A 15,540-nucleotide genomic window follows, 5' to 3' on the forward strand; every position below is an offset into this window, starting at 1 on the left:
GCTGATGGCGCCGCTGCGCGGGGCCGACGCGGGAGAGAGTTGGCCTGCCACCGCGCATCCCGGGGCGCGTCAAGTATTCGTTAACGCTAGAATTGCGTCGCAGGAACAGTGCTCACCAGCACATTCCATTCGGTTATATGGACGCCTTCCCCCATGATTTCGCTTCGTAATTTCGCCTTGCGCCGCGGCGAGCGGCTGCTGTTGTCCAACGTCGACCTGACCCTGCACGCCGGTTACCGGGTGGGTGTGGTCGGCCGTAATGGGGCCGGCAAGTCCAGCCTGTTCGCTGCAGTGAAGGGCGAACTGGAAGCCGACAAGGGCGATGTGGACCTGCCCGGCAAGGTGCGCATCGCCAGCGTTGCCCAGGAAACCCCGTCGCTGCCCGACCCGGCACTGAGCTTCGTGCTGGGTGGCGATACCGAGGTGGCCGCGGTGCTGGCGGCCGAGGCCGATGCCACCGCCCGCGAAGACTGGGAAGCGGTGGCCGAAGCGCATACGCGCATGGCTGAGCTGAACGCCTACGACGCCGAAGCGCGCGCCGGCAAGCTGCTGCACGGCCTGGGCTTCCCGGCCGAGACCCACCACCGCGCGGTGTCTTCGTTCTCCGGCGGCTGGCGCGTGCGCCTGAACCTGGCGCGCGCGCTGATGATGCCCAGCGACCTGCTGCTGCTGGACGAACCGACCAACCACCTGGATCTGGACGCGGTGTACTGGCTGGAACAGTGGCTGCTGAAGTACCCGGGCACCCTGCTGCTGATCTCGCACGACCGCGAGTTCCTGGACAACGTGGCAACCCACACCCTGCACCTGCACGGTGGCGGGGCCAAGCTGTACCCCGGTGGCTACACCGACTTCGAGCGCCAGCGCGCCGAACAGCTGCGCCAGCAGCAGATCGCGCACGAAAAGGAACAGGCCGAGCGCGCCCACCTGCAGAGCTTCATCGACCGCTTCAAGGCGCAGGCCAGCAAGGCTGCGCAGGCGCAGAGCCGCATGAAGCGACTGGCCAAGCTGGCCGGTACCGAAGCGGTGCGTGCCGAGCGCGAATTCCGCATCGAATTCGCACCGCCGGCCAAGCTGCCGTTCTCGCTGATCCGCCTGAACCACGTCGAGGCCGGTTATGGCAGCGACGCGGTGATCCTGAACAATGTGGGCTTCGGCCTGGAAGCGGGCCAGCGCATTGGCCTGCTGGGCCCCAACGGCGCCGGTAAGACCACCCTGGTGAAGACCCTGGTGGGCGAGCTGAAGCCGATTGCCGGCGAGCGCTCGGCGCACCCGGACCTGCGCATCGGCTACTTCGCCCAGCACACGGTGGAATCGCTGCACGAAGGGCAGTCGCCCATCGAGCATTTCCGCGAGATCGCCCCGGATGCGCCGAACCAGGCCTTCCGCGATTTCCTCGGCAAGTGGAATTTCCCCGGTGACCGCGCGTTCGAGCCGGTCGATGGTTTCTCCGGCGGCGAGCGCGCGCGCCTGGCGCTGGCGCTGATCGCCTGGCAGCAGCCGAACGTGCTGCTGCTGGACGAACCGACCAACCACCTGGATCTGGAAATGCGCGAGGCGCTGGCCGAAGCGCTGGCCACCTTCGAGGGCGCGATCGTGATGGTGTCGCATGACCGCCATCTGATCGGCCTGGTCTGCGATACCTACTGGCGCGTGGCCGATGGTGTGGTCGAGCCGTTCGATGGCGACCTGGATGCCTACGCGGCCTGGCTGCGCACCCGTCCGCAGGCGCAGGGCACCAAGGCGCGCATGGAACAGGTGGAAGAGCCGGTGGTGGTCAAGACCGCGCCGGTGGCGCAGGTGGTGCAGAAGAAGCCGGCCAACCCGCACAAGCTGGCCAGTGCCGAAGCCAAGGTAGCCGAGCTGGAAGCCAGCCTGGCCGAGCTGGACCGCCAGCTGGCCGACCCGGCCAACTACGCCGATGCCACCCGCATGGCCGTGCTGGGGCGCGAGCGCGAGACCACCGCCGCGCAGCTGGAAAAAGCCGAAGCGGCGTGGATGGAGCTGCTGGAAGCCTGATGGCGTCCGCCGGGCACGGCCCGGTGGCTTTCCCCGATCCGCTGCGCTCGCCGGGCATGGCCCGGCGGGATCACCCGCCCTGCGCCTGCAACCATTCGCGGAATCGCTTGGCCGGTTCGCGTTCGCTGCGCGAGCGCAGCCGGGTCAACCAATAGCGGCCCAGCTCCAGCGTGGTGGCGAACGGCTGCAGCAGGCGCCCTTCGTCTAGTTCGGCTTCGAACATGCGCAGCGGCAGCAGGGCAACGCCGGCGCCACCGGCCGCTGCGGCGGCCAGGGTCAGCGAAGAGTCGAACACCGGGCCTCTGGCCTCCACGCCGCTGGTGGCGGCCGCCTGCAGCCAGCGCGGCCATTCGTCGCTGCGGTACGAGCGCAGCAGTGTCACCGTGGCCAGATCGCGGGGGTGCTTCAATCGGCGCGCCAGCGCGGGCGCACACAGCGGCGCAAACGGCGCATCGAGGATCGCCGTGCAGGCCTGCCCCTGCCAGTCGCCCTCACCAAAGCGGATGGCCAGGTCCAGCCCTTCGCCGGCCAGATCGATCCGGTTGTTGTGGGTCTGCAGGCGCAACTCGATATCCGGGTGCGCCGCCTCGAAGGCCGCCATGCGCGGCAGCAGCCAACCCGTCGCGAACGTGCCCACCACCCCGATCGTCAGCACTTCGCGCGCTGGCCCGCCGGTGTAGCGGGCGATGCTGGCCGAGATGCGCTCGAACGCTTCATGCAGCACCGGGAACAATGCGGCGCCCTCGTCGGTGAGTGCCACGCCGCGCGGCAGGCGGTGGAACAGGCGGATGCCCAGCCGGTCTTCCAGCCCACGGATCTGGTGGCTCAACGCGGCCTGGCTGACGCACAGCTCCAGCGCCGCACGGGTGAAGTTCTGGTGGCGGGCCGCGGCCTCGAAGGCGCGCAGGGCGTTGAGCGGCAAGGTGGGGTGCAGCATCGGGAGGTGTGAGGCAGGCTGATGGGTGCATCCTAGCCTGTTAACCCATGCGCCCGTCAAAGAAGGGGTTGAATACGTCAGGCATTAGATCTGTTCATGCCTGGCCCTGAAAATTCGCGTTGGTCGCGTGTGCACCATGCTTTCAATAATCCGGGTTCGTTTCCCGGAGCCCGCCCATGCACGCCCGCCGTCGATTTCTGCAGTTCAGTGGTGCCGCCCTCGCATCGTCCCTGCTTGCGCCCGCCCTTGCGCGGGCCGCCGTGCCTGCCCCTGCCGGCCCGGCCATGTCCGCCGCCATTGCCGGTGCGGTGGATTTCGCCGCGCTGGAAAAAGCCAGCGGCGGCCGCCTTGGCGTGACCGTGCTGGACACCGGCAGCGGCCGTCGCCTGGGCGGGCACCGCCAGGACGAGCGCTTCCCGATGTGCAGTACGTTCAAATCGATGCTGGTGGCCCACATCCTGAGCCTGGCCGATGCCGGTCGCCTTTCGCTGGACACCCGCGTGCCGATCACCGAACGGGATCTGTTGTCCTACGCCCCGGTAGCCCGCCGCCACGTCGGCAAGGACCTGAGCGTGCGCGACCTGTGCCGCGGCACGCTGACCACCAGCGACAACACTGCCGCCAACCTGCTGCTGGGGGTGAACGGGGGGCCCGCGGCGCTGACCGCCTTCCTGCGTGCGCAGGGCGACCCGGTCACCCGCAATGATCGCCACGAGCCGGACATGAACCGGTTTGCGAAGGGCGACCCGCGCGACACCACCAGCCCGGCGGCGATGGCGGCCAGTCTGGCCCGGTTCGCGGTGGGTGCTGGCCTTCTGCCGCCTTCGCGGTTGCAGTTCGCCGATTGGCTGGTCGACAACCAGACCGGCGATGCCTGCCTGCGCGCGGGCCTGGGCCCGCGCTGGCGGGTGGGTGACAAGACCGGCAGCAACGGCGAGGACACGCGCAACGACATCGCCGTGCTGTGGCCGCGTGCGGGCGGAACGCCGTGGGTCATCACCGCCTATCTGCAGGGGGCCCGCGTGGACGAGGCGCAGCGCGCTGCAGTGCTGGCGCGTGTCGGCGCGCTGGCCGATGCATTGATCGGCTGAAGTGCAGGGGCGCAGTGCGGGGTCGGAGCCGCTTCGGTTGGAAACGGTCCCGACCCCTGTGCGTCAGCTGGCGGGTGTGTCGCTGCCTTCCACCGCGGCCAGGAAATCACGGCCCCAGCGGTCCACGTCGTAGTACTCCACGATGCCCTGCAACTGGCGCAGCCGCGCGCTGGCCTCTTCTTCGGGCATGGACAGCGCCTGCAGCAGGCCGGCGGCCAGATCGGCCGGGTCGTGCGGATTGGTCAGCACCGCGCCCTTCAACTCGGCGGCCGCGCCGGCGAACTCGCTCAGCACCAGCACGCCGGGCGTGCCTTCAATGCCCTGGGTGGCGACGAATTCCTTGGCCACCAGGTTCAAGCCATCACGCAGCGGGGTGATCCACATCACCTGCGCGGCGGCGTAGTGCGCCACCACCTGTTCGAACGGCAGGGCCTGGGCGAAGAAGCGCACCGGCGTCCAGTCCAGCCGCGAGAAGCGGCCATTGATGCGGCCCACCGCTTGTTCGATCTGGTTCTGAAGCGTGCGGTAGACGGTCATCTCGCGCGCGGCTGGCACGCAGACCATCAGCAGGGTGACCTTGCCGCAGTGCTCGGGGTGCTGTTCCAGCACGCGTTCGAAGGCTTCGAGTTTGGCCAGGGTGCCCTTGGTGTAGTCCAGCCGTTCCACCGACAACACCAGCTTGCGTGCGCCGATCTCGCGGCGCAGCTTGAACAGGTCGTTGCGCACCTCGGCACGTGCCAGCAGGTTGCGGATGCGGCGCACGTCGGTACCTACCGGGTGCGCGCCCAGCGCCACATCGCGGTCGCCCACGCGCAGGCGGGTGGTCATGGTGTCCAGGCCCACCGCGCAGCCATAGGTCAAAAAGCGCGGTGCGCAACTCTCCCAGGCCAGGCGCTCGGCCGGCATGGCGCCACGCACCACGTCCACGAAGTTTTCCACCTGGCGCGGAATATGGAAGCCGATGTAGTCGCAGCACAGCAAGCTGCCGATGATCTCGCGCCGCCACGGCACCACGTTGAACACATCGGCGGAAGGGAAGTAGGTGTGGTGGAAGAAGGCGATCTTCAGGTCCGGGCGCAGTTCGCGCAGCGCGGCCGGCACCATCCACAGGTTGTAGTCGTGGATCCACACCGTGGCGCCGTGCGCGGCTTCGTCGGCCACGGCCTCGGCGAAACGGCGGTTCACCTTCAGGAACACCTGCCAATCGTCTTCGCGGAACCGCGCGCGTTCCCAGAACACGTGCAGCATCGGCCAGAACGCTTCCTTGGAAAACCGCTTGTAGAAGATGTCCACGTCCTGGCGGCTGAGCGGCACGCGGGTGGCGCGCAGGGTCGGGTAGCGCTGCGCGTCCACCTGCACATGGCGCTGGAACGGGCGGTGCTTGGGATCGTCGATGCCCCAGGCCACCCAGCTGCCGCGCTGGCCACCTTCGAAAAAGCTCAGCAGCGAGGGGATGATGCCGTTGGGCGAACGCGGCGGTCGCTGCACCAGCTTGCCGTCCTCGATGGCTTCATCGAAGGGCAGGCGGTGGTAGACCATCACCAGTTCGGCGCCCTGTGCGCGCGCGGCAGCCGGCGCATGCAGGTAGGGGTCATCGGCGGCCAGCAGGCCGAAGCGTTCGATGGCTTCCACGATGCCGCCGCAGCCGGGTTCGTGGGCGTGGTAGGTGTTGGCCAGATCAGCGGTGGCCGCGGTCAGTGCCGGCTCCGATTCGCCCACGCACACACCGCGGAAACCGGCCTGGTACATGGACAGATCGTTCAAGGTATCGCCGGCCACCAGGATGCGCTCGCGCGGCAGTTCCAGCAGGCGCGCCAGCGCGGCCAGGGTGCGGCCCTTGTCGGTGTCCGGCGGCAGGATGTCCAGGTAGCGGTCGGCCGAATACAGCACGTCACAGCCCAGTTCCGCCGCGGTCTGCTGGATCTGCGCGCGCAACGGGGCCAGCGTGGCCGGATCGCAGAAATAGGAGCAGCGGCGTTCCTGCGGAACATCCTGGCGCTGCAGTGCGGTGAACGGCCGCATCGCTTCGGCCACCACCTGTTCGCCGGGCCAGTGCGCGTCGATCATCGACTGCAGCGGCTGCAACGGCTGCAGGGTGTGGCCGTGCACCACGGTGGCGCCCACGTCGCAGACGATGTAGTCGGGGCGGGGAATGGCCGGGTCGGACAGCAGCGGCATCACCGCTTCCAGGCCGCGCCCGGTAATGAACACCAGGGCGATGCCCGGGTGCTGGTCCACCAGCCGGTACAGGCGGTGGCGCTGGGCGGCGCTGCCGGCCAGGAAGGTGCCATCCAGGTCGGTGGCCAGGATCAGCTGTGGCTCGGCGGCCGAGCTGCTGGAAAGGAGGGGGTTCGGAATCAGGGTCGGGGACTCGACAGTCAATGCACTTCCTTCGTGGGTACGGTGGGAGATTCGGTTTCCGGCATCAGTTCCAGGGCCGCAGGCGTGGTCCGCAGCATGGGCCGGAACGGTGCCGGGTGGGTGCGCAGGCGTGCGTGGCGCAGCAGGCGCAGGGCGGTAAAGGCGGCCAGCGCGGTCAGCACGGCGGTGAAGTACAGCGGCAGGGCTGGCGCGCCGTAGCGCTGCATCAGCGCACCGGCCAGCGCCGGCCCGATGGCCGCGCCGATACCGTGCACCAGCAGTAGGCTGCTGCAGCCGGACAGCAGGTCCGGCGTGGGCAGGTAATCCAGCATGTGCGCCACGGCGAACGGATAGAGCGCGAACGCCAGGCCGCCATAGCAGAACACCAGCACGAACATCAGGTGCACCTGCTGCGACAGCGGCGGCAATGCGGCCAGCGCGGCCACGGCGGCGGCCAGCACGCTCAGGCACAGCAGGCCCAGCCGACGGTCATGGCCATCGCTTATTCGGCCCAGCGGCCATTGCAGCAACGCACCGCCGGCAATTGCCGCCAGCATGAACAGCGGTACCTGCGCATCGCGCAGACCGATCTGTTCGGCATATACCGGCAGCAGGCCCCAGAACGGCCCCATCGCCAGGCCGGACAGCGCGGCGGCGACGGTGGCCACCGGCGCCAGCGCGTACAGACGCTGCAGCGTAAGCCGCGGCACGCTGGGCACCTCCGGCTGCTGCAGGCGGGTGGCGGTAACCGGCAGCATGGCCGCGCACACCAGCAGGGCGGTGAGCGAGAACATGGTGGCCGCACCGGTATCGCCGGCGAGCAGCAGCACCTGGCCCAGCGCCAGCGCCGACAGGTTCACCATCATGTAGACCGAAAACACCCGGCTGCGCCGCTGCGGGTCGGGTTCGGCGTTGAGCCAGCTTTCGATCACCGTGTACAGGCCCACCAGTGCCACGCCGGTCACCACGCGCAGCACGATCCAGCCGGCGGCGCTGATCCACAGCGGGTGCAGCAGCACGGCCATGGTGGCCAGCGCGGCGTGGAAGGCAAATGCCCGGCTGTGGCCGATGCGGCGGATCAAGGGCGGGGCGGTGAAGGTGCCGATGAAATAGCCGGCGAAGTAGGCCGACATCACCCAGCCCAGGGTGCCGGCGCTGAAGCCTTCCTGCCCGCCGCGAACGGCCAGCAGGGTGCCCAGCAGCCCGCTGCCGGTCAGCAGCAGCGCCACGCCCAGTAACAGGGCCGTCAGCCGCCACATGGCTGCGGCCTCGATGGAGAAGGTGAAGAAAACACCTGTCCCACCCTAACACACCCGCATTTCAGCCCCGTTCGATTTGCAGCGCGGCGCAGCCACGCGCATGCTGCGCGCGTTCGTTCCACACGGAAGTCACGATGAGCCATGAACTGATCTACCTGCTGCTGATCTTCGCGCTGCTGGTCATACCGCGCGCGCTGCAGCGTTTCAGCCTGCCGGCACCGCTCACCTGCCTGCTGTTCGGCATCATCGCCATGCTGTGGCTGGGCGAGCGTTCGCACGATGCGGTAATCGGCCTGCTGGCGACGCTGGGGATTTCTTCACTGTTCCTGTTCGCCGGGCTGGAAGTGGATCTGGCCGCACTGCGGCGTGGGCTGTGGCCGCTGCTGGCGCACCTGGTCATCCGCAGTGCAACGCTGTTCGGTGTGGGCTGGCTGGCGTGGCGCTATGCGGGCCTGCCGTGGCAGGCCGCGGGTCTGCTGGCGCTGGCCCTGCTCACCCCGTCCACCGGTTTCATCATGGATTCGCTGTCACGGCTGGGCTTGAGCGAAGACGAGCGGTTCTGGGTGACCAGCAAGGCCATTGCCGGTGAACTGTTGGCGCTGGCGGCGCTGTTCGTGGTGCTGCAGGCCGGCGATCCGTGGCACATGGCCATGTCCAGCAGCGCATTGCTGGCGATGATGGTTGGCCTGCCGCTGCTGTTCATCGCCCTGGGGCGCTGGGTGGCGCCGCATGCGCCGGGTTCGGAATTTTCGCTGCTGGTGATGGTGGGCATGGTGGCGGCCTACATCACCTACCTGCTGGGCGTGTACTACCTGGTGGGCGCGTTCATCGCCGGCCTGGTCGCGCGCCTGCTGCACCAACGCATGCCGCTGCTGGCTTCGCACGAGAACCTGCACGCGTTGCGCCTGTTCGCCTCGTTCTTCGTGCCGTTCTACTTCTTCAATGCCGGCACCAAGGTGCCCAGCGAAGCGCTGAGCTTCGAGGCGCTGGGGCTGGGCGTGGTGATCACGATGGTAGTGCTGCCGCTGCGCATCGCCGTGGTGTGGCTGCAGCGCCGGGTCATGTTCGGCGAAAGCTTCCGCAGCAGCCTGCGGGTGTCGCTGGCGCTGGCGCCCACCCTGATCTTCACCCTGGTGCTGGCGGCGATCATGCGCGAGCGCTTCCAGATTCCGGCGGTGTTGTTCGGTGCGCTGCTGCTGTACGCCGCGCTGACCACGCTGCTGCCGTCGCTGGTGTTCCGCACACCCTTCGATGTCGATCCGGTGGAGCAGGAACCTGCCGGTGAAGGCGAGGGCGCGCCGGTGGCGGCGACCGAAGTGAACGCGCCGGTGCCTGTGCGCGACTGAGTGCGCGGGCGCGCGCTGCGCTTGCGTTGCGGCAGCGCAGACCGGACACTGCGCGCCCGGCCGCACCGCCCTGACCGCGCGCCGGCCTGCACAGGAGCGCCACGCGTGATCGAGGAAGTGAACCACCGCCGCAGCTTGCTGCCCGCCCGTATCCTGTTGGGGTTCTCTGCGGTCGCGCTGTTGATCCTGTTCGCCAGCAGCTGGTCGATGCCGCCGGTGGATGCATCGGGCTTCCGCCAGACCCAGACCGCACTGTCGATCGACTGGCTGCTGCGCGGTGGGCCCTGGCTGGATTACCTGACCCCGGTGATCGGCGCGCCCTGGTCCATTCCCTTCGAATTTCCGCTGTACCAGTGGCTGGCCGCGCTGTTGTCGGCAGCCACGGGGCTGAGCGCAGACAACAGCGGGCGTCTGGTCTCGCTGCTGTTCCACGTGGGCAGCATTTTCATGGTCTACCGCACCGTGCTGGCGTTCCGCCCGGACCGCCTGCTGGCACTGTGCGTGGCCGCCGCCTTCGCCGTTTCACCGTTCGCCCAGTTCTGGGGGCGGGCGGTGCTGATCGAATCGACGGCCGTGTTCTTCGGTCTGGTGTTCGTCTGGGCCATGGCCGGCCTGCGCAGCCGGCCAACGGCGCTGCTGGGCGTGGTGGCGGTGCTGGCGGCGGTGCTGTCGGCGCTGGTGAAGATCACCACGTTCTTCGCGTATGCCGCCTTTGTCGCGCTGGCCTTCCTGTGGCTGGCGGTGCGCGAGCACGGCTGGCGCCCGCAGTGGCTGGCCGCGCACTGGAAGCTGCTGGCCTGGGGCGTGGTGGCCGCGCTGGCCGTTCTGGCCACGCTGCTGCTGTGGCTGCAGCACGCCGATGCATTGAAGGCACAGTCGGCGCTGGGCCAGCAGGTGACCTCCGAAGGCCTGAGTGCGTTCAACTACGGCACTCTGCAGCAGCGGCTAGACCCGGCCACCTGGGGCGCGGTGTTCAAGAAGCGCTTTGGCGCCGCCACCGGCTCGAACTGGGTGTTCGTGCTGGTTGTTGCAGCCGGCCTGGGCATGCGCCGTACGCGCGCGGCGGTGGCGCTGCTGCTGCTGGCCTATCTGGTGCCGTTCCTGGTCTTCACCAACCTGCAGGTGGTGCACCCGTACTACCAGGCCGCGCAGGTGGTGTTCGCCACCTCCATCGTGGGCCTGGTGCTGTGGGCGCTGGTGCTGCGCGCGCAGGCCAGTGGGCGCTATCGCTGGGCAATCGCCTTTGCGGTGTTGCTGTGCCTGCTGTCCACCGGCTTCGGCCTGGCCCATTACCTGAAGAACATGAAGGAAGCGCGCCAGCCCAGCGACATTTCGCAGATCGCCGCACTGATCCAGGCGGGTACGCCGCAGGATGGCGTGGTGCTGGCGCTGGGCCAGGACTGGTCGTCCGAGCTGCCTTACCGTGCCGGCCGGCGCGGGGTGATGGTGCCGGACTGGGCCTCGGATGACGTGCTGCGGTCGCTGCTGGAAACCGACGCGGCGTTGGGTGGCCTGCCCCTGGCCGCGCTGGTGGTCTGCCCCAACCAGCTGGCCAGCACCGCCGAGCGCGCGCACTGGCAGGCGCAGCTGCTGCAGCGCTATTCGGCCGGTGCGCAGAAGCAGGCGGTGGGGCAGTGCGAGGTCTGGTTGCAGCCGGCGGGGTGACCGTGGCGGCCGGCGCCCGCGGTTTGCGCGCGCTGGCCATGGCCGTTAGGGTGGGGTCATGACTGTCCGTTCCGCCTCCATGTCCGCCGCGTTGTTGCTGGCCCTTGCGGCCTGTTCGCAGCAGCAGCCCCCGATCAGCCACGATGTGGCCACGGCGCCTTCCGATGCCTTCATGGCCGCCGTGGCCGCGCACTGCGGCCAGGCGTTCGCCGGCCGGGTGGTGGAAGACACCCCGGCCCCCGCGGGCGACGATCCGTTTGCCGGCAAGCCGCTGGTGATGCACGTGCGCGGTTGCGAAGACCCCGGCCATGAACTGCGCATCCCGTTCCATGTGGGCGATGACCATTCGCGCACCTGGATCCTCACCCGCACTGAGCATGGGCTGAAACTGAAGCACGACCACCGGCACGCCGATGGCAGCCCCGATGTCATCACCCTGTACGGCGGCGACAGCACGCCACCGGGTACCGCCCAGCGCCAGCAGTTCCCTGCCGATGCCGATTCGGTGGCCATGTTCCGCCGTGCCGACATGCTGGCCTCCACCCACAACGTGTGGGCGATGGAGATCGAGCCGGACCAGCGCTTCGTCTATGAACTGACCCGCCCCGGCGGGCGGCGTTTCCGCGTCGAATTCGACCTGGGCAAGCCGGTGGCGCTGCCGCCGGCGCCGTGGGGTTCCGAGCAGGCACCGGCCCGGCCTTGAACGGATTGGGGGTCGGATCCCCTGCCCAAGGCAGGGGGGTCTGACCCCTTCCCTCAGCCAGCCGGGTAGCGCCGGGCCATGCCCGGCGGCTTTCCTGCGGTTGACCGCGCTGCTGCGCTCGCCGGGCATGGCCCGGCGCCCCTCAACGGGTACCAAAGCGTGCCCGGCAACCGTTGCTGACCCACACGCTGCCGCGCGAGTAGCCCCAGCTGCGGCCTTCCTGGCAGGCACTGCCGGACAGCTGCTGCTGCAGGACCGGCCGGCCCTGGCGCTCATCCCAGTTGCAGTTCTGGGTACGGTTGTTGTTGCTGCTGCAGGTAACGGTGTAATTGCTGTTGCCACCACCCCAGCCGCCGCCATTGCCACCGCCCCAGCCGCCGCGGCTCTCGGCGAATTCACCGCGGCAGCCGCGGTTGACCCAGATGGCTCCCCGGCGCACGCCCCAGGTCTGTCCTTCCACGCAGGCCGAGCCGGAGATCTGCCGTACCAGGGTGGCCCCGCGCCAGTTCACCGGGCAGGTGCGCTCGCGGTTGTCCTGGCTTTCGCAGCGGATGGTGCTGCCGCTGTTGCCGCCGCCCCAGCCGCCGCCGTTGTTGCCGCCCCAGCCGCCACGGCCTTCGACGAATTCGGCGCGGCAGCCGCCGTTGACCCAGATGCTGCCGTTGCGGCTGCCCCAGGTGCGGCCCTCCACGCAGGCCGAGCCGGACAGCTGGCGTACCAGCTGGGCATCGCGCCAGCCGGTGCTGCAGACCCGTTCACGGTTGTTCTGGCTTTCGCAGCGGACCACGCCGGTCTGCGCGGCGGCGGGGGCGGGGGACAGGGTCAGCCCGGCAAGGGCGCCCAGGGTCAGGGTGGTGGCCAGACTGGCCAGGGACAGCGCTTTCATGGCAAATCCCCATACGGTGTGTGGTGCGCGACTATAAGGACGGGGCGGATAAAGCCCGCGTGACCGTCCGCATTTGCCCCAGCCGGGCCCTCGGCCGCAGAATACGAGGCTTTCCGGCCCCCGTCGGGTGCCGGCGTTCTCCAGCGGAGCTTTCCCCCCATGCGTACCCACTTCTGCGGCCTGGTCAACGAGACCCTGATTGGCCAGACTGTCACCCTCGCCGGCTGGACCGACGTGGCCCGTAACCAGGGCGGCGTCTGCTTCATCGATCTTCGCGATCATGAAGGCATCGTGCAGGTGACCGTGGAGGTGGACAACGCCGAGGTGTTCGCCGTGGCCGCCAGCCTGGGCTACGAAGACGTGCTGCAGGTGGAAGGTGTGGTGCGCGCGCGCCACGCGGTGAACGACAAGATCGCCACTGGCAAGGTGGAAGTGATCGCCACCGCCATCACCGTGCTGAACAAGGCCGCGCCGCTGCCGTTCCACGCCCACGAGAACCCGGGCGAAGACACCCGCCTGAAGTACCGCTACCTGGACCTGCGTCGCCCGGAAATGCAGCGCATGCAGCGCACCCGCATCAAGCTGGTGCAGGCCCTGCGCCGCCATCTGGATGAGCGCGGCTTCCAGGACATCGAAACCCCGATCCTGACCAAGGCCACCCCGGAAGGCGCGCGCGACTTCCTGGTGCCGGCGCGCATGCACCCGGGCGAGTTCTACGCGCTGCCGCAGAGCCCGCAGCTGTTCAAGCAGATCCTGATGGTGGCCGGCTTCGACCGCTACTACCAGATCGCGCGCTGCTTCCGCGACGAAGCCCTGCGTGCCGACCGCCAGCTGGAATTCACCCAGCTGGACATGGAATTCGCCTTCGTGCGCGAGCGCGACGTGCAGGATTTCGTTGAAGACATGATCCGCGCCATCTTCAAGGAAGTGGTGGACGTGCCGCTGGCGGCCAGCTTCCCGCGCATGACCTGGGCCGAGGCCATGCGCCGCTACGGCTCGGACAAGCCGGACCTGCGCATCGCGTTGGAACTGGTGGACGTGGCCGAGCTGGTCAAGGACAGCGAGTTCGCCGTGTTCACCGGCCCGGCCAACGATGCCGACGGCCGCGTGGCCGCGCTGCGCATTCCGGGCGGTGCCACCCTGTCGCGCAAGCAGATCGACGAATACGCCGCACATGCCGCCAAGTACGGCGCCAAGGGCCTGGCCTACATCAAGATCGCCGACAACGGCGAAGTCAGCTCGCCCATCCAGAAGTTCTTCAGCGAAGCATCCTTCGCTGCACTGGTGGCCCACGTCGGTGCCGGCAACGGCGACATCGTGTTCTTCGGCGCCGGCGGCTACAACAAGGTGTCCGACTTCATGGGCGCGCTGCGCCTGAAGGCCGGCAAGGACTTCGGCCTGGTCACCGACGGTTGGGCGCCGCTGTGGGTCACCGACTTCCCGATGTTCGAATGGGACGAGGAAGAACAGCGCTACGTCGCCCTGCATCACCCCTTCACCGCGCCGGCCGTGGACGATATCGCCGACCTGCGCGCCAACGCCCGTACCGCCGTTTCGCGCGGCTATGACATGGTGCTCAACGGCAATGAAATCGGCGGCGGTTCGATCCGTATCCACCGCCCGGACATGCAGAGCGCGGTCTTCGAGCTGCTGGGCATCGGCGCCGAAGAGGCCCGTGCCAAGTTCGGCTTCCTGCTGGACGCGCTGAACTACGGCGCGCCGCCGCACGGCGGCATCGCCTTCGGCATCGACCGCATTGCCGCGCTGATGGCCGGTACCGAATCCATCCGCGACGTCATTCCGTTCCCGAAGACCACCGGTGCGCAGGATCTGATGACCGATGCGCCGTCGCCGATCGTCGACGTGCAGCTGGCCGAAGTACACATCCAGGTTCGCCCCAAGACCAACTGATCAGGAGATCCACGCAATGACCGAGTTCGCGTTTTCGCTGGAGTGGGAAAAGCTGGGCAATGAAGGCTCCGAGGCCACTTTGGTCACCGAGCGTGCACGTGTATTCGGTGGTTGGCTGGTCCGCGTCGGTACCAACCCGGCGGCGATGGCACTGACCTTCGTCGCTGACGGCGAAGGTCGTTGGGACGGTGAAGACTTCGGCGTCGAGGATTACGAGGACGACGAAGAGGAAGAGTTCGACGAGGACGAGGAAGAAGAAGGCGAGGACGAGGACGAAGAGGAATACGAGGAAGAGGACGAGGAAGAAGAGGACGAAACCGAGTCGTCGGAACGGGCTTGACCCCGACCGTCGCCCTGGCGTCCACTCGACCCATGTATTCGATCCGCCGCGCCACCGTGGACGACGCGCCGACTCTGTCGGCGCTGGCCGCGCGCACCTTCACTGAAACCTTCGGCCATCTGTACCCGCCGCAGGACCTGCAGGCCTTCCTGGAGGAGGCCTACACGGTTGAGCGCCAGCGCATCATCCTGGCCCACCCGGACTATGCGGTGTGGCTGCTGGAACGGGACGGAGAGGCGGTCGGCCATGCTGCCGCCGGCCCCTGTGGCCTGCCTCACCCGGACGTGAAGCCCGGCGATGGCGAGCTCAAGCGCCTGTACCTGGTGAAGACCGAGCAGAGCTGTGGCTGGGGCAGCCGCCTGCTGGAAACCGCGCTGGCCTGGCTGGAGCGCGACGGCCCGCGCACGCTGTGGCTGGGCGTGTGGTCGGAAAACTTCGGCGCACAGCGCTTCTATGCCCGCTATGGCTTCCAGAAGGCCGGTGAGTACCTGTTCCCGGTCGGCCAGATCAACGATCTGGAATTCATCCTGCGCCGCGAACCGCGCCCGGCCTGAGCGCGTTCACTGCCGCTTGCCCTGCGATTTCGTTCAATCACTGCAGATCCCGCCCCGCCCAACGCCAGGCTGTCACGCATGAATCCCCCTGTTTTGCTGCTGCATGGCATCTGGAATGCCCGCGCCTGGGTCGGGCCGTTGGCCTGGCGCCTGCGCGCGCGCGGTTTCCAGGTGCACACCTTCGGTTACGCCTCGATCTTCGGCGGGCCGGACGTGGCCGTGCCGCAGTTGCTGGAACGCCTGGCCGGCACCGGCCCGCTGTCGCTGGTCGGCCACAGCCTGGGCGGGCTGGTGGCGCTGGAAGCCCTGCGCCGGCAGCCGCAGTTGCCGGTGCAGCGCGTGGTCTGCCTGGGCTCGCCGCTGCGCGGCAGCGGCACGGCGCGCTCGCTGTCCGAACACGGCTGGGGCCTGGCCCTGGGCCGCAGCAGCGAACTGCTGCTTGATGGCCTGCCGGACTGGCAGGGCAGG

13 protein-coding genes are annotated in these 15,540 nt (G+C 68.5%); 9 read left to right on the top strand and 4 right to left on the bottom strand.

Annotated features, from left to right (window positions below; translation table 11 throughout):
• Positions 1-153: 153 nt before the first annotated feature.
• A complete protein-coding gene (locus tag IAE58_RS16975; protein ID WP_108762715.1) occupies positions 154-2,019 on the top strand; it encodes an ABC-F family ATP-binding cassette domain-containing protein in 1,866 nt (621 codons plus the stop codon).
• A gap of 70 nt (positions 2,020-2,089) precedes the next feature.
• Here the strand turns inward: IAE58_RS16975 and ampR are convergent, their stop codons facing one another.
• Positions 2,090-2,956, bottom strand: coding sequence for a LysR family transcriptional regulator AmpR (gene ampR / locus IAE58_RS16980; protein WP_199933442.1), 867 nt, complete (start codon positions 2,954-2,956; stop codon positions 2,090-2,092).
• A 176-nt stretch (positions 2,957-3,132) separates the two neighbouring features.
• Here ampR and blaL2 point away from each other — a divergent pair, with 176 nt between their 5' ends.
• Positions 3,133-4,047, top strand: coding sequence for a L2 family extended-spectrum class A beta-lactamase (blaL2, locus tag IAE58_RS16985; RefSeq protein ID WP_199933443.1), 915 nt, complete (start codon positions 3,133-3,135; stop codon positions 4,045-4,047).
• Positions 4,048-4,110: 63 nt separating this feature from the next.
• Here the strand turns inward: blaL2 and ggpS are convergent, their stop codons facing one another.
• Together ggpS and IAE58_RS16995 are read right to left on the bottom strand one after the other, a co-directional pair.
• Positions 4,111-6,360, bottom strand: a complete 2,250-nt coding sequence (gene ggpS / locus IAE58_RS16990) for a glucosylglycerol-phosphate synthase (RefSeq protein ID WP_199933463.1) — start codon at positions 6,358-6,360, stop codon at positions 4,111-4,113.
• A gap of 65 nt (positions 6,361-6,425) precedes the next feature.
• Positions 6,426-7,667 carry an MFS transporter gene (locus IAE58_RS16995; protein ID WP_108753932.1) on the bottom strand — a complete coding sequence of 414 codons (1,242 nt, stop codon included), beginning with the start codon at positions 7,665-7,667 and terminating at the stop codon, positions 6,426-6,428.
• Positions 7,668-7,801: 134 nt separating this feature from the next.
• Here IAE58_RS16995 and IAE58_RS17000 point away from each other — a divergent pair, with 134 nt between their 5' ends.
• The 3 genes from IAE58_RS17000 (at position 7,802) to IAE58_RS17010 (ending at position 11,381) form a co-directional block, all read left to right on the top strand.
• Positions 7,802-9,013, top strand: a complete 1,212-nt coding sequence (locus IAE58_RS17000) for a cation:proton antiporter (RefSeq protein WP_199933444.1) — start codon at positions 7,802-7,804, stop codon at positions 9,011-9,013.
• Between the two features lie 105 nt (positions 9,014-9,118).
• Positions 9,119-10,678: a hypothetical protein gene (locus tag IAE58_RS17005; protein WP_325166866.1), complete on the top strand. Its 1,560-nt coding sequence runs from the start codon at positions 9,119-9,121 to the stop codon at positions 10,676-10,678.
• Positions 10,679-10,736: 58 nt separating this feature from the next.
• Entirely contained in the window at positions 10,737-11,381 is a 645-nt protein-coding gene (locus tag IAE58_RS17010; RefSeq protein ID WP_199933445.1) for a hypothetical protein, read from the top strand.
• A 142-nt stretch (positions 11,382-11,523) separates the two neighbouring features.
• Here IAE58_RS17010 and IAE58_RS17015 read toward each other — a convergent pair whose 3' ends face one another.
• Complete coding sequence (locus IAE58_RS17015; protein ID WP_164272623.1) at positions 11,524-12,267, bottom strand: DUF3011 domain-containing protein; 744 nt, start codon at positions 12,265-12,267, stop codon at positions 11,524-11,526.
• A 159-nt stretch (positions 12,268-12,426) separates the two neighbouring features.
• Between IAE58_RS17015 and aspS the strand changes: the two genes are divergently transcribed.
• From aspS to IAE58_RS17035, 4 genes are all read left to right on the top strand, one after another.
• Positions 12,427-14,178, top strand: a complete 1,752-nt coding sequence (gene aspS, locus IAE58_RS17020; protein WP_199933446.1) for an aspartate--tRNA ligase — start codon at positions 12,427-12,429, stop codon at positions 14,176-14,178.
• A gap of 16 nt (positions 14,179-14,194) precedes the next feature.
• Positions 14,195-14,518 carry a DNA primase gene (locus IAE58_RS17025; RefSeq protein ID WP_108750857.1) on the top strand — a complete coding sequence of 108 codons (324 nt, stop codon included), beginning with the start codon at positions 14,195-14,197 and terminating at the stop codon, positions 14,516-14,518.
• A gap of 32 nt (positions 14,519-14,550) precedes the next feature.
• The gene (locus tag IAE58_RS17030; protein WP_108756973.1) at positions 14,551-15,072 is read left to right on the top strand and encodes a GNAT family N-acetyltransferase; all 522 of its coding nucleotides are present in this window, start codon (positions 14,551-14,553) and stop codon (positions 15,070-15,072) included.
• A 78-nt stretch (positions 15,073-15,150) separates the two neighbouring features.
• Positions 15,151-15,540 (top strand): alpha/beta fold hydrolase (locus IAE58_RS17035; protein ID WP_200734985.1); only part of this gene is annotated, 390 nt, incomplete at its 3' end.

Source organism: Stenotrophomonas sp. S49, from assembly GCF_016624905.1.
GTDB lineage: Bacteria > Pseudomonadota > Gammaproteobacteria > Xanthomonadales > Xanthomonadaceae > Stenotrophomonas.